This is a genomic window from Bradyrhizobium sp. NBAIM14 (assembly GCF_020193895.1).
Lineage (GTDB): Bacteria > Pseudomonadota > Alphaproteobacteria > Rhizobiales > Xanthobacteraceae > Bradyrhizobium > Bradyrhizobium yuanmingense.
Window position 1 is genome coordinate 53,359 of record NZ_JADYVQ010000006.1, and the last position, 23,888, is coordinate 77,246.

The window sequence follows — 23,888 nt, forward strand, 5'->3', positions numbered from 1 at the left end:
TACCGGATCTATTCACGAAATGATCATCACGATCCGTACACGGATGCGAGCCAGAACAGCTTGATGACAAGGGCGGGACAGGTCGTAACACCGTAGTCTCAATGACTTCACTGATTTTGCCGTCCTGCCACGCCTGTTTGCAGCGGCTGCGGTAGTCGCTCCTCAATCGCGGTAGCGCTGACAATGCTGCTAAAAAATACCGTCGCGCTTAAAAATGCTTTCAGCACAGCCAGGACCCTTTAGATTAGGAATAATCAAGCGGTACAAAGGCGATATTACCCTCGGGCCCAGACGATCGCCGTAAAGCGCCCCGGCCATTTCCGGAAACCGCGAAGTGAAGATTGAGCCGCCCATTCATTTCTTGCACAGAAAATGTCAAGTTCGGGTGTGAGCCTGAACGAACATCAAAGATCGTACTGAGTTGAGTGGTGACATCGTGGAAGACGACATAGCCAACTTTCATGCCGGTGTGAAAAGACGGTAGGTTATCCTGGTCAGCTAGTATCTTCTGAACGATTTCTTTTCGCTCTAAACCAAAGTTTGAGGCAAAGCCGGTTGCAAAACAGTCGACTCTATCGTCGTTGAGATTATTGCGAACAACCAACACATCATGTCGTGTGCAGGTCGTAATGTTCGAAAGAAGATCGTTCGACGGCTGATAGTTCTGTCCTCTGAGTATCACGTGCAGCGTGTCAGGGGACCATCGAAACCCTTCCTTACTTATCGAGCAACCAGCCACAACGCCGCCAATACCGTGCGTCTCCAGTCCGTTTAAAAAGATAGCGAGGCGTTGTGAGATACAAACTGTACAGACAAGACGGCCCGTCACGTCAGCTCTGTTTGGGGGGTATTGTAGCACCGAGTGAATATAGTCTTTGTCTTCTGGACTGTCGCGCGCCATGGAAAACTGCCCCCTCATATTGCCTCAGATGACAATGTTACCGAGCGCCCCCAGCTGTCGCGCGAATTGGACCCCGCGGGTCCGAGCAAGCCGCTCGCGAAGCGCGCCCTCCAGAGCGCCGTAGCGAGAGAGCGGCTTGCGGTGATTCGGCAAAGCAACACGTGGGATTTAGACAGCGAGGGAAGCTTGGAACGATAGTATGGTTTCGGTGCTGCTGATGAGCTGTCGAGCGACCTTTGATCGCCAATTCTTCACCAACCGCTGCACCGTACGCCGCTGATGGCCACTGAACTGACCCGGCGCATGCGCTGCCAGCCGGGAGAGGAGATCGACGGCGGACAAGTGCGGAGCCGCGGCGAGCCATTCCTCGATCATGGGAATGTATGGGTCGAGCATCGATGGCCGACGTGGCGCAGGTTTGCGCCGCACATAGCGGCGCCGATGAATGCCGCGCTGCTCACCCTGCTTCCAACCGTCGCCGAGCTCTCGGGCAAAGGCGGTCAAGTCGCTTTGCACCGGCGCGACGGTCATGGCTGGCTTTCCGGCCCGCTGATCAACACGCTTGCCCAGCTCATTTTGAGCGTCCCTCATCTGTGCCAGCAATGCCACCGGATCAAGCGTGCGGTAAATCTCACGCAGCCGACGTTTGAATGCCTCGTTGCGGGTGGACCAATGCTCTTTCGTACGGTGTAGCGGGAGGAAGATAACGCTTGATCACCTTGGCACCTTCGCGGTGCTTCTCCTTCAGCTTAAACGAGGGCTGGAAGAAATTGATGTGCAGCCGTGCCGCGGCAAACAGGCGAGCTAATGAGCGAGCGGCATCAATGCCTTCAAAGCGCCCGTAGCCCACCAGACGTCGAACGATAGCTCCATTCTTCTGTTCAACGAACGCTTGATCGTTCTTTCTGTAGGCCCTGGAACGAGTGACTTCGACATCGTGAGAACGGCACCACGAGACGACCGTGTCGTTCATGAAGGCGCTGTCGTTGTCAAAATCGAGCCCGCAAACGGGCCAGGGAAATAGGTTCTGGGCGCGCTCGAGGGCCTCGACCACAAGCGCTGCTTCACGCACAACAAGCGGAAAGCATTCGGTCCACCCCGTTGCGACATCCACCATTGTTAGCGTCTGAATGAAGGCCCCGGATACGGACATGCCGCCGTGCGCAACCAGATCCGCTTCGCAGTACCCCGGCGGAGGTGATCCCCAGTCATTGAATGTACGCACCGGGACTTGCCGCCGTACGGCACTGGAAAAGCCCGCCCGCCGTCGGCGTCCTCCGGCTGCTGCGATCCTTACGTCGCTCAGCAGGCGATCGATCGTCGACGCGCTCACCCTCAAAACCTTAGACCGCTCATCAGCAGAAAGCTTCAATCTGCCGTGCCGTTCAAGAGCCGGAAGCAAGAACGGGATCATCGCGACGAGCCGCTTACTGCAGAGCCGGTCAGACGAGTCCCATAGCACAATCAGTGCCATACGAATGGAAGCTCCGTAGGTCCGGCCCCGCCGCCGCGGCACGGCCGACCCCGATGCCCCGTCCGCTGACAGCGCTCGGATCGCGTGCTTGCGATGCCATCCCGCAACGGCGCACAGCTCGTCTAGGATCCGTCCCTTCTCGAGCCGCCCGCTTGCCCGATAACGCTCGGCCAGCGCTGATGTGATCTCGCGCTTTGCGCGCATGCTGATCTTCCCTGCCATAGCCGCCACCGATCTGATTCGGCAGCTCCGCCCCAGACACGACAGGGAAGTTGTCCGGTAACATTTTTAGCGAGGCAATATGGGGGGCAATTTCCCATGTCGCCCGACAATCTACGATGGTGTGGTCCTCAACCGACAATGTCTCACTGATCAGCAGCCTAAACCGTCCGGGTGATCCTGAAGTCGTGACGACTGACAGCACAGAGAGCACGTCTGAGTGGTTGCAGGAATTTCCGTGGCGGATTGAGGGGTGTTGATAGCCCATTATTATTGACCGACTGCGCAAAAGGCCTGTCAGCTTGCGGTAAGCTATGACAGATACAGAGCCCTTGGGATTAACGGGATGTGACAGGGACAGCGTTATCGCTCCAGATCGATCGGCGCCGAGTCACTTTTCCGCTAGTCTCAACGGCAGTGCGGATGTGGTAGGGACTAGTTGGCCTGGCTTCAGCCCCCGGGTCGGTTAGCACCGAGCCGCGCCCGCACTGTTTCTACATCTTGCCCCGACCAATCCCGCTGCTATCTCCGACAAGTTTCGCGGGTACTCTGGCGAAGGTCGGTACATCACCTGAAAAGGTGAGGGCCACGTACTTCCATTCTGCCGCGACGCGCGCAATGAGTGGCGTTGGACACTACATACCGCCACGAGAGCCGCCTGAATCGCGAGTTCGGCCGCAAGCGCTTCGGCGATGAAGGCTATGCCATGGAAAAGTTGGTCGCAGAGCTTGGCGCGGCCTTTCTGTCCGCCGATTGGGCCTGATACCGGAGGTGAGGGAGGGGCACGCCTCCTATATGCCCTCTTAGATCAAGGTGCTGAAGAACGACAAACGCGCGATCTTCAAACTTCGTCCAGCGGGCGGCGGACTTCCTGTATCGGTTTCAGGCCAAAAATTCCGCCGCGGCCTGAGCCGCGGCGGAAATAATCGATCTGGACCTCGTCATTTTAACTCCAAATAGCTCAGATCAAACTCGCCATGAAAGTCGGGGGTGAATACAAGCTCGCGCCATGAGCCCCTTCGGCGAAAAGGATTACCCTCTCCTTGGTGAATAGCCGATGAGAGAGCGAATGAACGAGGAACGAATCGCGGAAGGCGGATTTGCGAGAACGATTCGGATCAACCGTGGCTTGGCACCCGTGCGTGCACCTGCGGCGCCGCCGGTATGCCGTTTTGCAACCCGAGCAATGACCAGTCGTCGGCTCCCATGCCGCCGCAAGACTTCATCGGCCGGGAGGAAGGCGGGTCCTGAAACCCATGAAGCCCCACGACGATCGAGAGCCGCAGGGCCGTTTCGTTCTGCAGATGTCGCGATGCATTGCCTCACGAGCGACGGCCTCGTCAGCTTCTGGAAAGCCTATCCATAATAGGATCAGCTCCGATGCTCAGTCAGCGCCGGTGGGTGGGGCTGCCGCCAGACCGCCGCTCTTCACCGAACCATCAGACGCGCCAGCTCAGTCATCAGACATCTACCGCGGTCTCAACTCTTTCGTTGATCTGCCGTACACACCGCAGCAGATGCAAGACGATGCTCAGTCAGCGCCGGTGCTCAGCCCCGCCGGTAAACCCGCGTTCTTCGTCGGGCGGTCGGGCGTACTCCAGGAGCTTGAGGACATCGGATACCGACTCGACGAGGATTGGCAGGATGGCGCGTCCGATGGTCCGGTGAACCGCGGCGGTCTGGCGGCAGCCCCACCCACCTGTTCAGGGGAGACGCCTAGCGCAGCGTTCGCCTCGACGAGCACTCAACTCTTTCGTTGATCTGCCGTACACACCGCAGCAGATGCGAGACGATGCTCAGTCAGCGCCGGTGGGTGGGGCTGCCGCCAGACCGCCGCTCTTCACCGAACCGTCACAGCCGGTGTCGGATTTCTTACTCGATGTCCTCCCTATCCGCATCCGCACTGCCAATGAAGTTAGCCAGGAGATCGAGAGGCTAACGCACCGGCTTTGCCTTGAGGGCTGTTCACACGAAATGCCTGGTGGGTATTAACGAGAAATCGGCCTTGGACTGATAGGGTAGACTGAGGGCGTAGCTGATCGCTCAGATTCATCCCCGGGGAGATACCATCGTCCGCCGAGAATGAGCAAAGACGGGCTTGCTGACGCCGCTGCCTGCTCCGGACGAACTCGATTCAAAGTCGATTGCGCGCGCCATCGGGCTGGGATGCGCTCGATGCACGATTTCTAAATTCCGCAGCGGGATCTCTCGTGGGCAACCGAGACCGCGGCGAGCCCCAACATCACGTCGCCGGTGAATCCGAAATGGAGACAATAGAGCCACCAGATTGCGCAGCACCGGTCGAGATCGTACATGGCGAGTGCGCGCCTCGTTGCTGCGACCATCCGCGCCATCGGGTTCATTCCGCGTATCATCTGGAAACCTCGGCGTCTCGGGGCCAGCGCTCTCCGTTCAATGACTTTTAGGGCGGTGATGGCTAGGGCGGTGATGGCCCGCTGTCCGGCGCGTGCACCTGCAAGAGATTCGGAATTAAGATTGATGTTCGCCATGGCGTTCTTTTCCGCGTTTCGAAGCTGCATGCGATCTGTGTCGTAATCCTACGGTTCAGGTGCTGCTTGCAAAACGCCCAGATCTGGTAGTGCCAACTGATAGGATTTCCATCCGATAAATACGCTCACGCGATTGCACTGCCACGCAAAGCCACTTGCGACCGTCGTTCTCGGTTACGCGACCTTTGCTGCCAGCTCCTTGAGAATACCTCCGCGTCCGCAAGTTATTGACGCTCGCACAGGCAGGGCCTACGCCGTTTCCGAGTAAGCCCTCCACGGTCACCGGTTTCGCTGCCCAATTTGCGCGAATCCAGCCGACGTCGAGCGCTGGTTGGCGGCCGAGCCCCGTCTGAGGGCGCTGGCAATTCTCGGTCGCCTCGCTGAGCAACGCCCCAAACAGTTCGGCCCGCAGCACACCATCGTGCAGCGCTTGTTGGGATGGCTCCGACGCAAATCAGCCGAAACGATCATCCCGCACGGCGCAAAGCTGCGACGCTGGCCGCGTGTAATGGGCATTCCGCGACGTCTCCAGTCCCTCCGATTCTGCGCGCCATCGTGGAATCTCGGACTGGCCCACAGCGGGAGCTACATCGTTTAAGCGAAAGTCACACCGGCAGGGGAGGCAATACGGGCGCAATATGGCAGGCCGGATGACAGGCCGGCACCACGCAGATGAAATGGCAAGGATGACCGTGCATCTCGTGGGCTGCCAGGGGGTCCAATGATGCGTACCCACTGGCGGCGCGAACAGTCCACTGTTAAGCGGCGAATGTCTCTCCAGGTAAGGACAACCGAAGTGATCGCAGGCCTCCAGTCCGGCGCGATCGCTTCACCGTCGGGTTGCGTCTCATACCCTTGTAAGCCTAACGAACCCTCCTTCCACTAATTCGGCTTTGTAGGCCCGATTGTTAAGTAGGATTGTGGCGGGGTTATCTGCGGTCGGCATGAAACCTTCTTCGCGCAGCTTGTCCATTAGGGCAGGTGTGGCCCATTGCTGTCCTAGCGGCATTCCGTAGCGCCATTTCTCCGCAAAGAAGGCTCCGAAGTCCGGTACTCCCGCCCGGCCGGCCCCAACCACTTGGTCCTCCGCGGGGTTATGAACAAGACGAACGCGATTGGACTCATCCAAACCGGCCGTGTAGCGGTGACCTTGGATTTCATAGGTCATCGTCGGCTGGTCCGAGTCCGGCAAGAGACCGTGGTGGAATAGCCTCTCAACCATGGCGTCAGGGGCGATTTGCGAACCGTGTGAAAATCTCTGTGGAGCGGCGAATGAGACATCTACCGCTTCCTCAGGTGCGGCAGGTGATGATGGTCCAGCTTCATTCATGATCTGACTGAACAAATCATGATCTTCCTGTGTCCAGATGTGCGCCGTTGGCGATTCCGGTGAACGGGCATTATCGATCGGGTTCGGATCCAGAAAGCTCTCCTTTCTGTTATAAGAACAAAGGCCTCTTGAAGATCTGCCCCCAGGGAATGAGCTGAAGTTCGTCACGAATTCAGAGATGGGTGGCTTCGTCATCGAGAGGCCAAGTTCGAATGTTAAAGAGGCTGGCTTTCGAGAAGCTGACAAAGGTCGAAAAAGGAGACAAACCCGCGGCCGCAGCTGCCCCCTCTGATGCGATCATCTCCGGGCCAAGTCTCATTCCGCCTGGCCTCGCAGTCGGCGCGCGGGTCTGCGTCGTGCATTGCGTTCACCTGAGCGTAAAGCTGGTTAGGAGGTCCAGGTGATGCGGACCGCGACCAGACTCAGTCTTGCACCGAACATGTGCATTTCGACCTCTGCCCTCGACCCGTCGTTCTGGCTGACGCTTCGAGCCTATGCTCGGGGCCGCTAACCAGAATGGCCACGATAGTCGCGCGAGCGCGAGAACAGACGAGAGCGAGACCTACGTGAGAGTCCGGCAAGCGCGGAGCGAAGTGTTCACCTGAGATAACGAAATCGCTGAGACGCAAACCAGCCGAGACGATCATCCCGAGCACGGCTAAAGGTGCGGCGGTGCCGGTGATCCGGGGACTGCGGCCGCCGCTGCGTGTAGTGGGTAGTCCGCGAAGTCCCCAGTGCCTCGAACCCTGCGCGCCATGATACAACATCCGAGTGACAGCCGGAGCTACATCGGTCAAGCGGAACGCTACGTCCTCAGGTGAGGCAATACGAACCGCCAACTTTGTCCCGGCTGCTATCGACGCTCTGCGTCATGCAGATGGCACTCGTGTCAGGGCGTTGGAAAGAGAATTCACTGGTGTCCTGAATAAGGAAAATCGTCGTAATTCGTGCGCGCGGTGGCGAGGTCGCCGCTGAAATGTCCGCTTCCTCCAAGCGTCCGTTGGCGAAGAACCGTAGGCCACATTCGTGCTCGCCCGTTGCGGGCGCACGAACAGTAGCTCCTGGGGATGCGTCACTGGTTTGCCTTAACAGCTCTCTAAGTGGTTGACCAAGATGTACGCCCCCTGAACCTTTGGCAGCGCTCCCCGAACGACTTGAGATCGGCCTCGTCGGCGTCGGGGCCGAATAGCCGGGCCTTCTCCCCGTCCCGGCTGATGCCCTCGCGCAGGAGATAGCCAAGATGCGGGCGAGCGGCGCCGAACGCACGTTATGACTGGACGACCTAGGTCTTGATGGTCGCCAGACGCGAGCGTCCCGCGAGCAGGCGTTCGCCCACTCGCCGGCGACCCGGCCGGGACGCAAAGGTGGAGCACTGATGATTGGTGGATCTTGTCCGCCGCGCGAGAGAGAGCGGCAGGAGCGCTGAGCGGCGGCAAGCGCCTTGGCGACGAAGGGCGTGGCACGCTGACTCCTTAAGGAGCGGACGCAACCTGGCCGAGGCTGAAAGGGCGCGAGACATCGCCAATCGTGTTCGGCGCCCGCCAATTTGTCCCAAACTCGCCAAAGCAGCGCGATGTCTGGGTGCCCGACAACTATAGCAGGTCTCATATTTGTCTTGCCGGGAAGGCCAGCGATCAGATCAAGGGTAAAATGGGCCACGAAAGGCGGGCATTTTTATTGCAGAGCTTACCGTGAGGTTCGTCGTGACACGCTTCAGCCTACATGTGAACAGGCGATGGCCGTGAGGACGAGCTCGGGCAAGTGGAATGCAACTTTGCGCGACCTGTCTGGTCGAAATGTTCGGGCCATGGATCGCGCTCCAGATCAGGTCGAGGATGGCGAGGCAATTTACTCCAGAGGGGCTGGAGCCGGTCCTCGGTCCGGCAGACGAACGCTTGACACGCCGCGCGGTGTTGGGCGCAACCATCGGCAACATTATCGAATTCTACGACTTCGGGACCTATAGCTTTTTCGCAATACAGATCGGTCAGGCGTTCTTCCCGGCAACTGACCAGTTCGTCAGCCTCATGCTGTCACTCGGAACCTTCGGCGCAGGTTTTGTGACCAGGCCGATCGGAGCCATCGTGCTCGGCTCGTATTCGGATCGGGCCGGCCGCCGACCCGCGATGACCGCCAGCTTTGCCATGATGAGCGCCGCGGTCCTGTTATTGGCTATCACGCCATCGTACGAGACAATAGGACTTGCCGCTCCGTTGCTAGCCATTTTCGCACGCTTGCTGCAGGGCTTTGCTCTCGGAGGTGAAGTCGGTCCAACGACAGCCTACTTGATGGAGGCGGCCCCCACCAAAGCCCGCGGTCTTGCGGTCTCCTTTCAGCCCGCGAGCCAACAGGTAGCTGCGACGGCCGGAGCGTTGGTTGGAGAAATACTCTCGCTCACCATGACAAGCGAAGCGCTCAATGCGTACGGATGGCGGGTCGCGCTGTTGCTCGGCGCGGCTACGTTGCCGTTTGGACTTTGGTTGCGGAGCGTCCTGCCCGAAACGCTGCACCGCCCCGAGGCGCCGGTTCTTGTCACCCAGCCCGAGGGGCGACCACCTACCGATCGCCGCATCATGAGCTTGGGATTTGTCATCTTGGCCAGCTGCACGATCACGACTTATCTTACGGGATACATGACGACCTACGCGTTGAACACCCTCCGCGTTTCCACGCCTCTCGCCTTTGCTACTACGCTCATCAGCAACACGGTCGGAATTTCTGCAGCACTGCTGGGCGGCCTGCTCGCCGACCGCGTAGGCCGTCGGCGTATCATGATATGGCCGCAGGTCACTGCATTACTGATGACCTATCCGGTATTCTTGTGGATTGCAGAAAGCCGCAGTGCCTTGGCACTTCTAGGAGGTCTCGGCGTCCTCACCCTGATCGGAACGATTCCGTATAGCGCCTTCTACGTGAGCATGGCCGAAGGTTTGCCCAAGTACATTCGTGGTCGCGCGTTCGCGACGATCTACGCTTTTGCGATAGCGATTTTTGGAGGCACAGCTCAACCGATCGTCACCTGGCTCATCCACCTTACCGGGAGTGCACTCGTGCCCGCCTGGTACATGCTCTTCGCGGGCGCGGCCGCGCTTTGTGCCATGCTTATGATGCCGGAGACGGCGCCACTCAATTATGTGCCCGACCATAGACGAATGGCCGTACCGGCACGACCGCTGCCCTAGTCATGCCCGAACAGGTAAGGATGACATCTATGATGTCCGAAATGCGAAACATCGAGCCGGAGGACGGGTATGGAGCCAGCACGTAAAAGAGAATCTATCCTGAAAATTCGAGCAGCTTTACATCGAGCAGCAGCTCCTGTCGGAGCGCAGCGTCTCCGTCTGAAATGACTTTTCCCCATTTACCCGATCTTGGCCGATGCGGCAGTTGCACGATCGGCGGATGTCACCGAAAGGCTGTAAGTGAGCCGTCACTCTGATCGTCGTTTAGAGAACAAGAAGGCGCGGCTTGTACTATCTACTAGCGCAAGTACGGCATGAGGATGCGGCCGCTGTCGGAGCAGCGGCCGCACGAGGGTCAATCCTCATCTCTGCTTGATATGTTTCCCGCTGTCAGTGCTGGACGCACGAGGGATCCGTCAAGCAAAAAAACAGATCGCAGATACCATTCAACGGGTCATCCACGCACTCAGGATATGATGTATCGGCTACCGGCGCACTCGCCGCAACCGGCTGCGCGGCAACGTTTGCAGCAAAAGGAGGCATTACCGCCGTTGCAAGCGCGAGGGCGCTCGCGGTCACTAACACAGACTTTTTCATTCGAGATATCGCTTCCCTAGGTTAGCCCCAGCCGCCCTCGAGGGTCTATATGACCACGTTGCAAGCGGTAAAATTGATTTTCTTGATCAGATCTATTGACCGAATGGATAAGTATGCAGCAATCGACGATCGGCTCATCGATGCGATGGGCGACGAGTTTCAAATTTGGCTGAAGCAACGGCTGGCCGAAGCGGGTCTGACGGACGATGCCGAGGTTAAATCGTCAACGAGATCGCCTGCGAGATCAAAAGCGAGGTGATGCACCGGGTGCTTAGGGAGCACGGCATCCAGCTGTAAAAGCTCGGCCAGGCCCGTCTTACGGATTGCTGTCGCGAGCTCGCGCCATGACACAATGAACAGTCCCACCAAGCTGATCGTGCGGCGCAGCCTGCTCTTCCGACGGTGCCACCGTTGCTCACTCGTGGCGGCGAGTGAAAAAAGCAGGGAAATGACTGACCATACGCCGGTGTACTGAAATTGTCTCCGCGGCGCCCGGCGCCATTGCAGTTGAAACGAAGAAGCTCCGACTTACTCGGATTGAGACGCTCAACGAAGAACGACAAGCCCAGCATCTTTTGGGGGGCCAAGGAGGCGTGATGCTGGGGCCGTCGTAGGCTGATGCTAGAGTAGCAAACAGGCGGCGTTGTTGTGCACCGCCCGGTTTGATTCGTCAAAGCGGCCGGGACGCTCAGCTCCCGTACATCCGGACCATCCGCGATCCGTTGAAGCTCGCCCGAAGAGTTTGCGCGCCAGTTCGCCGCGGGCAGGCTGGTGAAAGCACTGTGACACCGGGCGTATCGCCGCCAGCATCTGGTATATCTCCCGCCTGCAATAGTCAGCGGCCCAGCTTCTCGTCCGAGCGCCGATGTTCGCCACAGCAGAGAATGGCAGCTTGCTTGTACGACGACCCACCATCCTCCGGATCGCCAGCCGATACCCCTCCCGTAAGCAGTGTTCTCTCCCAGGCTCCAGCCTTCTGTGAGCTGGAGCCCGACGACGCTCAGCGCAGCTCAGGCAATCCGCCGAGCCGGTCCGAAAGGCATGAACTCACGCCGACGGCTCACCGCCGCAAGACAACCAGCTCACTAGATCCCCAGTCGAGCCATCTGAGCTGAAGCGTGCTCCGGGTCGGGAAGGGGCTGCCACGGCTGGCCAGCGGCGGTGCTCAACAAGGACCTACAGAACGCAGGAGTAAGCTTGCCGCGGTGGACCACGACGTTCTCGTGCCCCTCGGCGGCTCGAGCGTTCTGCCAGTGCTGATTGTAGCCGCGCTGTTCGTCAGACTTCACGTGGCTAGCGGCGAATTCGCGATCGCCCAGCGTTGCCAATTGCCAGGCATGTACCGGCCGCTTGGTATGGATGTGTACCCACATCGGCCTTGGCGTCCCGCCATTGCTCAGCGCCATGGGCTGTAGCTTGATTTCGAACAGCGTCCCTGGCTCTCCCTTCAAGGCGCGAGGTGGATCCACTGACGCCAGTTCCCCCGCTGCCCGCAACTGTGCAAGGTATTTCTGCGATGGAAACGCATAGGTCTTCATGCAATCGCTCGTGATTGCTGCCTTTCGCGCGCTCAATGACTTTGCCTGCCCCTGAACCTCGGACCCCATCCTTTGAAGCCGGACTATCTTTTCGTGCACTTCGGGCACCTGCGCAGCCGTGAGCATGCCCCGTCGGCGAGGCTCCTCCAGCGCGACTACACAGGCCTCAATCTCGGAGGACTGCGTCTGCAAGCGCTTGATCACGCGATTCAGGACATGTTCGGCGTCCTCGGGCTTCATCTGGCGCGCTTGCGAGACGGCGCTTTGCTGAGCCCGCAGATCGAACTGCAGCAGCTCGTCCAATCGCTCAAGTAATCCCGGCAGTGCCTTCCTGGAGGGCGGAGCCTGCCACATCTGGAGGTGATCGGTCGCAGAGGATGACGCAGCTGCCTCCTCCGGCGTGGCGAGTTTCTTTGTACCGAGATCCGAGAGCACGATGACCTTGCCCGTGGGGGCCGTCGTGACATCGGGCCTGGCGAGTTGCGCCGCAGGCGGGCTGGCCGTCGAACTCCCCTCGCCTGCGGCTGCTCCGCGCCTTGCTTTGCCCTTTCTGCGCACTGGAGTGCCTTCACCCACCAGGGCAGTGTTTTCTGGCAGCGCAGCCCAAGCCGGCGGTTCAATCGTCACTTCCGTCTTTGGCTGCAATGCCAGCAGCCGCATGACGTCGTTCGCCGTCACCCACGCACCGTCCACGATCTCGCCAAGCAACTGCAAAGGAAGGTCAGCTTGCGTTCCAGCCTCCCTCAGGGGGGCAAGCATGCCCCTCAGTTGGGATGCAAATTCCGAAAGCCGTTCCATCACTCCTTCCAGAACGGCGCGGTGCTCGGCGTCGAGCACCGCTCCTCCGCGAACGGCGTCGCCCGTCGAAACAAATGCCGGAAAAACATCTCCAACAAAAGTCCCGAGCAGACGCACCCTCCCGCTCTCGTCCATGAGGGCGGCTCGCGCCTCTGGTGCTAACGTGCTCGCTTGCGACTCAATCAAGAGCTGCGCGAGAGCGATCCGCGATTGCAGATACATACACTTGGTAGTGAGCGCCCAGCCTGTATTGAGCCTGAGTTCCGCCTCTTCGGCCTTGCGCATCTCGGGCGTGCTGCTTGGCAAGTGGGCAGTAGCCGCACAGACTGACTGCATCCGCTCGAAGCGCAGCGCCTTCTTTCCCCACCACTCCATGCAGGCAGCATATTGGTTGGCGACGCCCGCAACGACGCGGCTCAGCTGCTCGGGCGGAGCGGTGTCTTTGACATGGTCGAGCAGGGCTGCTGCTTGCTCTCTCCTGTTCTCAAGTTGGTAAATGATATGGGTGGCCGCTTTGTTACATTGGTTCCCCGCATCCAGCGTGTCGTCGCGGAGCCGGCGAGCCTGATCGTCAGGCAGGATACGACGCGCCAAATTGGCAGGCAGATTCGCGTAATGCTCCAGAACTGCTGAGCCTGCTTCGACCACTCGATCGATCAGCTCTTGCGCCTTTTCCAAGTTGCAGCGTTGCGTGGCCGCTCGACGGCAAGCTTCAAACTTCTCAAGCAGGCTGTCCAAGTTTCGCTTTGCCGCCTTGATCTCGTTGCGCGTTGGCGCCGCCATATCTGAAGCCGCAGTTCTGTCTTGAGGCCCGGAGCGCATCCGCTCCAGGACGGCATCGAAGGATTGACCGCGTTCCCCAGGGAAGAGACCAGGCTCCAGGCTCGAACGGCTCAATTCCCCGGCGCTGTCGGCTCCCGCCGCCTCACCCTGTGATGAATCAGCTCGGCCAATACCTTTCATACTTCATCTCCGAATAGTCGAGAGTGCGCAGCCTGTCTGGATAGGCCCCCCAGCTGACGACTAGCTGACCAAGAGCATTCATCTGGATGCACAAGAAAGAAGATCTCGCCTTGTGTTCGACTTCCATCGCAGCTCCTCGTGTTGCTGAACGAGCCGCATCAGTGCCGGCGTGATCAGCTAGGACGTGACCGGGGCCCGACCTGCCCTGCCCGCGAGATAGTCCCGCCCCAATGCGGTGCCTCGGTGCACGCGAACTGGGCCAAGTCATCCCCAACCGCCTCCTGGACGGCAATTTTGGCCAAGCAGGAATGGCTAGCGTATGTCTATCGGCAGACCTGCGCTCGCAACACGCGTCCCGCTATCCAGCAAACAGACTTCGACCGAAGAGCTTACCAAGTCACCAGCCATACACGGGCGTGGCGAGACGCCGGAGGCCATCAGCAACAACATTCTCCAGGTCCGAACTGAGCAGAATCGACGTTGCGCAGCCTTCAAACTACATCTCGCCAAAGCCGGGCCGCGCCCAGGCCGGTTAAATCACACTCATAGAAATATGGCAGCGAGGGTACCAATCGCACCGAACATCAAGCCTATCAACGAACCGGCTGTCGGCACGTCTCTAAAGAGCAGGAGGGTGAGCATCGGTTCCACTACCAGAATCGCTCCCATCGATATCGCGACAATGATCCAGATATTCTTCAGATGCATGTAGCCCAGCGCGTATCCGAACACGAGGAGGATGCCGCCGAACGATATCAGGAGAAACATCGGCAACAGCATTGCCAGATCACCGCCGGCCTTTCCAAATTGCCGTGAGGCAATCAGCTCGGCGAATATCGAAAGCGCTTCTCCAAGGAAAATCGCTGCCACCGCTACAATCTTCAACATCAAATTCATCAGCCTCTGCGGTCCCGGCTACCCAAGGCAGCCCGGAGACGCGGCATCGGAGTTACCGTGGCGGTTGGCTTTTCGGCGTCAGGCGCTTTGCAAGTCGTCCGCGCGCTACACTATCGCTCCTCACGTGTACTTCGAACATCTGCCCGGCTGATATAGATTCCTACATGCAGCCATTGTTTCGCGCCGACCAAACCATCTTCGCTGCTTGCAGAAGCGAAGATGGTTCAGGACGGCCCACCCCACCGCGTGCCGGCTGCCAGACCGGGAGCGACCAGGGCCTAGGCTGCAATCCGCACGGGGAGAGCGGAATAGCCGTGCACGAAGTTGGACGCAATTCGCTCGGGTTCGCCGACAACCTTGACCTCCAGTCCCGCACCCAAAATCTCTTCCCAGAGGACTCTCAACTGCAGTTCCGCAAGATGTCGACCAAGACAGCGATGGATACCAAATCCGAACGAGAGATGCTGCCGTACATTCTTGCGGTCGATGACGAAACTGTTGGCGTTCTCAATGATCTCTTGGTCTCGGTTGCCGGAGATGTACCACATGACGACCTTGTCGCCCTTCCTGATCTGCTTCCCGCCTACGATGCTATCGGTCGCGGCGGTGCGGCGCATATGTGCGATCGGCGTCTGGTATCGAATAATCTCGGACACGGCACTCCAGACCAGCTTGGGATTGTCGGTTAGTTTTCTCAGTTCGGAGGGGTGCTGACTCATGAACAGGAGGCCGCCGGTAATCGAGTTGCGCGTGGTGTCATTCCCCCCAACGATCAGCAGAATCAGATTCCCGAGAAACTCATTCGGCTCCATATGGCGTGTGGCGGGCGAATGCGCCATCAAGGAAATCAGATCGAGGCGCGGCTCGGCATTGATGCGCTCGTTCCAAAGCCGTGTGAAATAATCCAGGCACTCGGATAAGATTGTGCTTCGCTTATCCCAGCTGTCGATCGCATGCCCTGCTTTCGGAGTTCCAACAGCTACGTCTGACCAATAGGTCAGGAGTCGCCGATCCTCAAATGGAAAGTCGAACAACGTGGCGAGCATCTGCGTCGTCAACTCGATGGAGACCATCTCCACCCAATTGAAGGCATCATTGCGCGGCAAGCCGTCTAGAATCGCCCTGACCCGAGAGCGGATCAAGATTTCGAGTTTCGCCAAGCTTTCCGGTCCGACTATTGGACCCACGGTATTACGCTGCTCGGCGTGCTGAGGAGGTCCCATCTTGATGAAACTCTGGGTCCAGTGCTCGGCAGGCACGTCAACAATAGTGACACCTTGCTCTGACGAGAATGCTTTGTGGTTTGTGTCTACCGCTACGATATCCCGGTATTTCGTCAGGGACCAATATGGGCCATGAGGGCTGTCTTGACAGTAGTGAACGGGATCTTCCCTTCGCAACCGCTCGAAGCACCCCCATATGCTGTCGTCTTGGAAGCGCTTGGCCTCGCTTACATCCAGATTTCTTAGCGGGACAACACACGCGTCGTCAGCTCTATAATCTTCCAATCGCCTTTCCATATCATCTCCGCAGATTCTGCTCTCGAGAGCTTACGGATCCAAAGGTCGCGATTCACCGTTTTCGAGCTGCCGTGACGTTTGGCTGCGACGCGCCGCTCGAGCAGACTATCTCAACGTGCGGCTAGCCGACCCTACCATATTGGGCAGTTCGGTATGGATTGACTTTTCAAGTTGATCTACTCAGTGGATCGTGAGAGCTTCACCGCTGGTGGGACGATGGCTGTGCGCTTGGGCAGCGCAAAGCGGAATGCACAGTCATAACGTAGGCGCTGCGTTCAGGCGCGGCCGGAGTGACTACTTTTGTCAAAATCACGACATTCATAATCGTCTGGCTAGGACTTTTCAGGTAGATCGATCCAGATATCCGGAGCACCATTCAGGAGTGTATCCTGATCCGGAACGTAGATATTATCGAAGACCCTGAGGCCATGAGCCGTTGCCGCTGCAACAATTATGAAGGGGAGCTTGACCTGCTCCAGGTCTGCGAAGCTATCAGCGCCAACAATGCGAACAAAATCGAGTTTAAACTGTCGGAACGCTATTTGAGTTGTAGCCGACGCGACAAGATCCTTGACGCTCGACGCCCCTTGGGCGATCTCTTTTCTCGAATGGTTGAGGGCCGTGAAGAGACACGAAAGCTCATCAAGCTCGGATCGGCTAAATCTTCGCAAGCGCGACGAAATGGGAACTCCGTTCCTGTATCTCACGGTCGGCACAAATCGTATCTCACAATCAAGAAGCAAGTCTGCGACAGCGCGCTTCACCAGGATCGCCTGACCGATATCCTTGAGACCGAAGTAGCTGCGAGTTGGTCGCGCATAACAAATCCAGCGGATTGCCCCCGTAACGGCTTCCTTCAAGTAAGCCTCAGGCCCATCTAAACGCAAATGATAGTCGCCTTGCGATACGAACGTTCGATAGCCAGGCGGGAACATTTCGGTGTCGTTCGAGGAAATCACGGCAGTTGCTCCCGCACGTAGGGCAAGTCCAATATCAGCGTCCAAATCGAAATCGTAGCTCCCACCTGGTCTAAGCTGAGTCTTGTTCGGGTAGACTGTGACAATCGCGACGTCATTCTCCGATGCCGCTCTTCTGATCAGTTCTGCATGCCCATGATGCAGGGCGCCTAGGGTGTGTACCGTCCCAATACTCTGACCTGTTCTCGCCACCTCCCGGATGAACGCTTTGCCTGCGGAAAGACATCCCAGATGCATTTTCTTACTCCAGTTCTTTTGGACCCCGAAAGAGTGGTCTGATCGGTCGGATCGCAGAAGGTAGGCCCTGGTGTCGTATTGGCCGCGCACGCCTCCGAGCCCCAAAGAGCTTTAACGCCCGCTCACAGCTCGGACCACCGCACCAAGCTGCTCTAAGCTCACCGACATTGTACGCCCTTCTATTTTGCGATTTCCAAAGCCGTCAGGTCGAGCCTTCTCGACCACGTCTGATCAACGATGAGAATTCAGCCAGATAGCTTGATGACTCGCGCGGCTGATCAGCCTTCAAAGCGGTCTGCAGTCCCGGACATCGGTCGGCAAAAAACGGTGGCTCGAATGTGGTTATCTTAGCGCCCGAAAAGTCGACCTTTACGAAGCTGGCCTGGAACGGCGATATCCCACTCAGATTCGCGTCGCGCAAGGACGATTGGTTCATGCGAACGTATGCGACGCGCGTTGCCTCCAGGTTGGTGTCGGTCATTCCCGCGGCGAGATATGCCTGAACGAGATTGGATCCTTCGAGATTTGCGTGATCCAATGCCATTGATTGCGGGGGATCACCGGTCATCATCGACCTGTAGAGGTAAGCCTGGGATAAGTCGGCATATTCAAGATCGCAGTCGCGCACAAAGGCACAGCGGCCACGAAAGCCCGTCAATTTGGAGGCTCGCATTGTGCTCTCTGTAATCGAAATGCTTTCGCCTGATGCCCGAGACAGGTCCGCTCCATCGAGCTGACAGGAATGAATAGAGGCACCGTCCAACACAGCACCGATTAGGTTCGCGTTGGACAAGCTTACGGACAGAAGCCGCGCCTTGGTCAAGTCTGCCTGCTCAAGCTCCGCACTTGAAAGATTTGACAGGTGAACATCAGCGAAGGGAGCGCTCAGAGCCCTCGCCGCAATGCGGCCGCTCACCTTTGAGAGTCTCAGATACGGAAGATGAGCGCCTTCTAGGGTGAGACCGTCGACCGAGGTGGGACGCAAGATCGATAAACAGTCCCCCTTTGACTGGAAGAACGAGCAAGCCGCCAGGTGCGCTTTCGTGATCGTGACTTGGCTCAGCTTGGCAAAGCGGAAGGAAGCGGAAGGAAGGAAGCATTCATTGATGGTCGAACCCTGTAATTCCGCGCCATCAAATACAGCATCACTCGCGTCGCACTGGTAAATGAGAAGTCCGCTTAGCATCGCGTTGTCAAAGCGTGTCCTTTTCATGCTGCAACCGTGAAACAGACTTCCGGTTGCATCAATTACACTGCGCAGACTGGCATCATCGAAATTGCAGACCTGCGCTGCAATCGCGTGCATATACGCAAAATCGAGCTTGGCCCCGCGGAAACTTGCCCTCTCTAGCCCTGGGCAGATAAGGTTTGCCCCAGAAAGGTCTGCCCGATCCAACTTTGCTCCGTAGAGCTGCGCACGATTGAGGGTACAGCGTCGCAACGGGAAATCTGACAGGTCGTGACCGTTAAAGTTCTCGGAGGATAGCTGCAAACCAATTCCAGTCATTCTGATCGCCTCCTCGGTTCGCCTCCCGACAGCGGCCACTGCGCGCAGCCGATCGGCAGCTCGGCTCCAGTACCGAACAAACTCGCCATCTGATGAAAGTTTGTTTTTCGACTCTGACCAGTGCTCTGCCCCTTCATTCGCGGTGCACTCGCTATCAGCGCCGATTGTTTGCGACATGTCGACGATTCCGTATTGCCCGGATTAGGGGGGGCCTGTTATTGACCTCTTTTTTGGTAGTCCTTGGAGTTACGCTATGCGATTTGTGGCGAACTCGTCGGCGAAATGGCGACAAGATGCGTCGGTGAGACACCTATTGTGTCGGTGGCCTCCGCAGCCGGCACGCTTGAGCACGTCAGCCGAATTCTCGTCTTGCGTCCCCACTGCCGCTCGCTGCCATTGTTTACCGAGACCGGCTAACGCTGGCAGCGCAACGGTCGTTTGACAGTGCCGATATGTCCAGAAGTTGCGATTTGGCTCGTCAGCTCTTATAGGCAAATCCACATCGCTCTCCATCAAACCGAATGCGAAGAATTCAAGGTCTTGCTTCTTTTTCAGAAATGGACCCACGGCTTGCCGGCTGAAACGTGACCATTCACAGCGCTGCTCTCAGCCTTTCCTCGGCATTACATCAATTTGATAGCAATGACCGTGCCAGCCGCATCAGTCGTATTAATGGCTGAGTAGGCGTCATGAAATCGATATTGACGCCGAATGTTTTGAACCTGACAAACACGGTCTCATTGTCAGAGACCGCACCATCATCGCAAGGCTATCGTGAAAGCGACAATTCCGAGCTCGTTTGCCGGAGAGCAAGAGCCGCGAATCCTTGCGGGCACCCATCGATGACTTGCAATGCAACACTTGCGGATCGCCGACCTCACGGTTAGCGAGTGTTCGAACTCGGCTAGTCCTGCTCCGCGCGCCCGCCGGTCCATCTAAATGGGAGCCCGGGCCACAGCTGTCCTCGTCGAGCGATGATCGAGCGCGCAATCGTCACCAAATCGGCGCGCAAGGCGAATGCCCGTAGAGGATCGAATTCGAAGGCATTCACGCGATGCCTTCTTCGAGGATCGTAGATAACTGACCTATCTCTTGCTCGCGCACAAGACGCGGCATGGCGGCGATAAGGCTCTTGGTATATTCAGACAGTGGATTACGAAATATCTCTTCAGTGGGGCCACTATCGACGATTCTCCCCCGGCGCATAACTATGACGCGATCGCTGATATGACGAACAACACTAAGATCATGCGAGATAAAGAGATAACTTATGCCGAGGTGGTCGGCGCTCCAGAATTCATCAACAAGCCAGCTGCTTCTCAGGAAGGAGTTCTGATGCCCATTCGCGATCGGAACGTTTGGACTCGCGAGCGAGCGAGCAAGGATCGATAGAGGATCTTTACAGGTCGAAACCACGCAAACGCAATAGTTGAGTATTTCAATCTACTATCGTCTGTTGGCATCCCTTCTATTGCGACGTCTATCTGTCCATCGCTTAGCCCAAATGGTCTCTGATCAGGCTCGGCGCCGGCTCAAAGCGAGGAACATGAATTGATGCGCTCGAGAACACACGACAGATTTGGCCGACCGCACCCCCGGCGTTCTGACCTAAGCCATCACCGTCCTGCCATTAGCAACAGGAGTGCAACCCGCGAGCGCCAAGAGCCGCTTCCTTCGGCCATCCCGGCTTTGGATCAACCCAGGAAGACTGATGCTTGTCAAATTTTCATGCGTCGGTGCCTGGTATCTATCGCTACTTTGACCGGAAACGCGCCGGGCTCGGAGGAAGGAGGGGCCGATACGACCGACCGCGAGATTGCCCTAGGTCTTTTTGTTCAGCTGCGCCTGCAGGTCACACCAACGGCTTGCGCGGCGAGATGTTTATAAGGCGCGACTAACGTTGTGGTGCATTGTGTGGCGCATCGGCTGCAAGCGTCAACGCCCCATTTTTCTTTTCCGAACTGAGGCGCCCGAGCGCCAGTCCTTGCCGCCACGTTCTTTATACACCCGAATCGTTTGTGGCCCCAGCCACGTCTGGTTGGCAGTTCAACGTCTCGCGGCCGCACAGCCTGTTAACGTTGCGAGTTAAGCCACTAACCGTGTGTTGCGGATGCCTGGATCGGAGCCGCACGCCCGGCTCTTGTTTTACGGCCAGCGCCCCGCGTACCGACGCAAGGCCCCGCATCAGCGGTCCCGACAGAGGACAATGAGCTTCAGCCATCCCAGCCCGGACACGAGCCCGACGGCTGCGGCCAGACTAAGCTGTTCGGACCACAGCTAGCATCTTGACGAGCATTTAAAGGAGCTCCACTGGGAGCCGATGCAAGCTGGCCCAGGCATACTTCTCCACGCCGCTCAAGCCCACCGATAGCCGCGCTTCCGCCGCGCTGCTTCTGCCGGACCTTCACACGGCGCTGCCGTGGAGCGGATACCGACGATGGCCCCATCTCCAAACTCCGCTCTGCAATGAACAACAGGCTCGCTGGCATAGTCGGAAGGGCCCCGAATTTTCTTCAATGAGGCTGGTCAGGTGTTCGACAGCTAACCCTTCTAGCATGGCAAGACTTTGTCCGGACAGGAGGCCGACTTGATGGCCCAAACTCTGGAACAGAAGAATGACTTGGATCCCCGGTCAGTCCGGCCCGCACGCCCTCAACACACCGATCCGCTCGAGAACAGCCTCGGTGTGTTTTATCGACATTGCGCGGGTCGCGGTTTCTGATCCTTATCGGATCAACTTCGTACGAATGATATTGACAAGGCTACCAAAGGGAGAAGGGCATGGACCCATTTGAGGACGTCAACCGATCCGAGGCTCGGATGCATCACCTCGAGCCGCGACAGGAAGAGACAGCGCAAGCAGACTTTGAGCAGCGGCTTAAAGAGTCTCAGCCAATCCTCGCAGCATCGGCTTCACCCGTGGCTGGATCGAACCGGACGGTAACGGATGGTAACAAGAGAGCGCAAGCTATACTGGAGAATGAACGGTGCACGGCTCCATCCTTTGTCAGAACGCGCGCTCAACTTGCCGCAACGCTGACGTGCGCGAACATTGCGGAACTCAGAAGAGAAATCGAACTCGCTGCGCAAAGATCAGCAAAATGGTCACGAGTGAGTGGATCGTCAGTCGACCGCGTCGATATTGGCCGCGTTTACGACGACGTGATGGTATCATCATACCTGGAGCTGCAGCGCTTTCAAAACCACGCCAGTCATTGCAAACCACATGCGTTGGACCGTCTAAGCGCGATGGCCCATTTGCGTTCCATGGCGGCTTTGCGTTACGACGCCGCCCCTTGGAATATCTGGGGAGGCCAACGACTTGATCTGGGTCGCGCAGCGGCAGAGCACGTGAGGGGCGATACCAGTTGTTCGCCTTTTGTGTCGCTGTCAGAGGAGGCCTCACAACTGCTCCTTTCGCCGGACGATGACAACGAGTATGGCGCCAAAGTCATCGCGGAAAACGCGAATGAGTTGCACACCTACACGGTGCCGAGGGTCACAACTTGGACGGCGGAAGAGATCGTCAGTATTCTCGAGGACGGACTGAGAATGATGAACCCGCTCTGGCATGGATGAGTGATACCCCGACTGAGAGCGTGAGGTACTATTTCTGGGCGGAAACTTGGACGACTATCGGACCGCTAGCGCATCTAATCCATATAGAAAGTCAGGAACAAAAGGCTGAGGTACGGGCTACGGAAAGGGTGATTTGCCTTTTCCGGCGCTCGGAAACATCGAACGCAGCGTTTCGCGCTACCAATAATACTCCGGTCCAACTGGCCAGCGCGGGCGACCGGCCGCGTTCCGCGCTTGGAATGAGAGTTTCAGCCCAAACCTGTATGGTCTCTAAAGTTCGCCCACTTATCCTCGGGTTGGAAGGGCCCGTGCCGATCATTATTCACTTTAGCTTTCCGTCTGGCCAGGTCAGGTTTTGCGAAGCTAACATGAGTAGCGATAGAACGAGGTAGTCATGCCCGCCGACCGCAGCATGGATCGATACAACGAAATCAGCCCAACCGACGGCCGCGCTCTTCTCTTCCGTTGGCCGCAATTTGGCTGAACGAGGTGCTCGTCGGCACCTCGGGCGGATGCTCAAGCTTTCGAAACCACGGATCGTTTGCTCAGAGAGCTTAGATCTGCGCCCGAACGCAGTTTACGAGCGGTGAGCAAACCCATAGCAGCCAGCCCAGATGATCTTAAGCGGGATCGTTCATTCACCTTGTGGCTGCATTCGGCAGTACTGAGATTTCAGGTGAAAGGATCCCAAAAAGAGGCGGATGAAAGATAAGAGCGCACCCGGGCCTAAGGTCGTCATCATTGCGGGCCCGCGGCTGGAGCGACTTGGGAATAATGTTCTTACGATAACCGCAGCCGTGAGGACGTCCTTCGAACTCATCTGAAGCGTTCAACTGAGAGCCTTGGGTCCGCCCATAAGACGACTACCTGAACCGCCGACCTTCCAATCCCTGAGATGGAATGGAGATCGGCGGCCCTCATGAGTTACCTGAGCAGCAAGTTCGTACAACTTGATCCTCGTCCGACGAAACGACCGTCAGAAACACTCTGATCTTTCCTGACGATCGAAAGGATTGGTATCCGTGCGAAGGTGTCCGCACGAAAGGATTAAGTCTTCGAAGCGCCCCCTGCTCTGTGCTCTTCGTTACCAGATGAACTTTGCGCCATCCGGCAGTTCGCAGATGAATTCTCCCTGGTTCACGAGTTCGGTGGTCCCGACGACAAGTTTCGAGGCTCGCACCGTCAGCTTGCCTTCGCGGCTAAGGCTATGGCGGATGTACTCGGTCACGGCATGCCCGGAGCTGTCGACCGTTTGATGAGCATTGGCGAAGCTGATGCCGTTATGGACGGTCACCCTGAAGGCAGTGATGACCAGACCGGCTTGCGTCGCGGACGCAGGCTTGACACCCTCCGCTGTGGTACAGCGGCTCATGTCCAGTATGAGCTTTACATTCTTCCCCGCCTGGAGGGCACTGAGCACCTCAGTGTATTTCGGCGAGGGCTCATCGGCTCTCGCCGGCGCGCTCACGCTCGCGGCCGAAAGCAAGGACAATAGGATCGGTAGTGCTCGGCCAGTAAACTTCATATGCTCTTCTCCCTCGATAAGTACCGCAGATTGCGCTTTTAAGGACGTCGTGCTCGCAAGCCGTTTGTCTGCTTCCAGACACACGCGCGCTCGCGCCGGTACAAAAGCAGCCTGTCGCAACGAGGCGCAAGTCG

The 23,888-nt window shown here is 57.8% G+C and carries 16 protein-coding genes and 1 pseudogene; 5 read left to right on the forward strand and 12 right to left on the reverse strand.

The genetic code is table 11. The features are described from left to right. Nucleotides 1-244: 244 nt before the first annotated feature. The 3 genes from I6F28_RS16895 to I6F28_RS16905 all read right to left on the reverse strand — a co-directional run bounded on the left by I6F28_RS16895 (nt 245) and on the right by I6F28_RS16905 (nt 2,597). A complete protein-coding gene (locus tag I6F28_RS16895) occupies nt 245-901 on the reverse strand; it encodes a hypothetical protein (protein ID WP_225129459.1) in 657 nt (218 codons plus the stop codon). A 168-nt stretch (nt 902-1,069) separates the two neighbouring features. Continuing rightward, nucleotides 1,070-1,432 (reverse strand): hypothetical protein, encoded by a 363-nt coding sequence (locus I6F28_RS16900; protein ID WP_225129460.1) that lies wholly within the window; start codon nt 1,430-1,432, stop codon nt 1,070-1,072. A 100-nt stretch (nt 1,433-1,532) separates the two neighbouring features. Next, the gene (locus tag I6F28_RS16905; RefSeq protein ID WP_225129462.1) at nt 1,533-2,597 is read right to left on the reverse strand and encodes an integrase catalytic domain-containing protein; all 1,065 of its coding nucleotides are present in this window, start codon (nt 2,595-2,597) and stop codon (nt 1,533-1,535) included. 640 nt (nt 2,598-3,237) lie between these two features. Between I6F28_RS16905 and I6F28_RS16910 the strand changes: the two are divergent. Further along, nucleotides 3,238-3,504: pseudogene (locus I6F28_RS16910) on the forward strand (zincin-like metallopeptidase domain-containing protein); the annotation flags it as partial. A gap of 1,276 nt (nt 3,505-4,780) precedes the next feature. Here the strand turns inward: I6F28_RS16910 and I6F28_RS16915 are convergent. Next, a complete protein-coding gene (locus I6F28_RS16915; RefSeq protein ID WP_225140377.1) occupies nt 4,781-5,104 on the reverse strand; it encodes a hypothetical protein in 324 nt (107 codons plus the stop codon). Between the two features lie 298 nt (nt 5,105-5,402). On the opposite strand from I6F28_RS16915, the gene I6F28_RS37770 reads away from it, so the two are divergent. Further along, on the forward strand, nt 5,403-5,702 hold the full coding sequence (locus I6F28_RS37770) for a hypothetical protein (RefSeq protein WP_518513084.1): 300 nt from the start codon (nt 5,403-5,405) through the stop codon (nt 5,700-5,702). Nucleotides 5,703-5,951: 249 nt separating this feature from the next. Here the strand turns inward: I6F28_RS37770 and I6F28_RS16920 are convergent, their stop codons facing one another. After that, a complete protein-coding gene (locus I6F28_RS16920; RefSeq protein ID WP_225129466.1) occupies nt 5,952-6,629 on the reverse strand; it encodes a hypothetical protein in 678 nt (225 codons plus the stop codon). Nucleotides 6,630-8,269: 1,640 nt separating this feature from the next. Between I6F28_RS16920 and I6F28_RS16925 the strand changes: the two genes are divergently transcribed. Both I6F28_RS16925 and I6F28_RS16930 read left to right on the forward strand, forming a co-directional pair. Continuing rightward, nucleotides 8,270-9,616: an MFS transporter gene (locus tag I6F28_RS16925; RefSeq protein ID WP_225140378.1), complete on the forward strand. Its 1,347-nt coding sequence runs from the start codon at nt 8,270-8,272 to the stop codon at nt 9,614-9,616. A gap of 646 nt (nt 9,617-10,262) precedes the next feature. Then, on the forward strand, nt 10,263-10,472 hold the full coding sequence (locus I6F28_RS16930; RefSeq protein ID WP_225129470.1) for a hypothetical protein: 210 nt from the start codon (nt 10,263-10,265) through the stop codon (nt 10,470-10,472). 826 nt (nt 10,473-11,298) lie between these two features. On the opposite strand, the gene I6F28_RS16935 is transcribed toward I6F28_RS16930, so the two are convergent. The 6 genes from I6F28_RS16935 to I6F28_RS37775 form a co-directional block, all read right to left on the reverse strand. Next, a complete protein-coding gene (locus I6F28_RS16935; protein ID WP_225140379.1) occupies nt 11,299-13,512 on the reverse strand; it encodes a T3SS effector XopP-like protein in 2,214 nt (737 codons plus the stop codon). Nucleotides 13,513-14,055: 543 nt separating this feature from the next. Continuing rightward, nucleotides 14,056-14,409, reverse strand: a complete 354-nt coding sequence (locus I6F28_RS16940) for a hypothetical protein (RefSeq protein WP_225129472.1) — start codon at nt 14,407-14,409, stop codon at nt 14,056-14,058. Nucleotides 14,410-14,687: 278 nt separating this feature from the next. Next, entirely contained in the window at nt 14,688-15,929 is a 1,242-nt protein-coding gene (locus I6F28_RS16945) for a cytochrome P450 (protein WP_306469169.1), read from the reverse strand. Between the two features lie 332 nt (nt 15,930-16,261). Continuing rightward, complete coding sequence (locus I6F28_RS16950) at nt 16,262-17,143, reverse strand: pantoate--beta-alanine ligase (RefSeq protein WP_225129476.1); 882 nt, start codon at nt 17,141-17,143, stop codon at nt 16,262-16,264. A 202-nt stretch (nt 17,144-17,345) separates the two neighbouring features. After that, nucleotides 17,346-18,827 (reverse strand): pentapeptide repeat-containing protein, encoded by a 1,482-nt coding sequence (locus tag I6F28_RS16955; protein ID WP_225129478.1) that lies wholly within the window; start codon nt 18,825-18,827, stop codon nt 17,346-17,348. Nucleotides 18,828-19,697: 870 nt separating this feature from the next. Then, nucleotides 19,698-19,856, reverse strand: coding sequence for an ABC transporter ATP-binding protein (locus tag I6F28_RS37775; protein WP_225129635.1), 159 nt, complete (start codon nt 19,854-19,856; stop codon nt 19,698-19,700). Nucleotides 19,857-21,431: 1,575 nt separating this feature from the next. Here I6F28_RS37775 and I6F28_RS16965 point away from each other — a divergent pair. Continuing rightward, entirely contained in the window at nt 21,432-22,229 is a 798-nt protein-coding gene (locus I6F28_RS16965) for a hypothetical protein (protein ID WP_225129480.1), read from the forward strand. A gap of 1,084 nt (nt 22,230-23,313) precedes the next feature. Here the strand turns inward: I6F28_RS16965 and I6F28_RS16970 are convergent. Further along, entirely contained in the window at nt 23,314-23,754 is a 441-nt protein-coding gene (locus I6F28_RS16970; protein WP_225129481.1) for a VirK family protein, read from the reverse strand. Nucleotides 23,755-23,888: the final 134 nt, after the last annotated feature.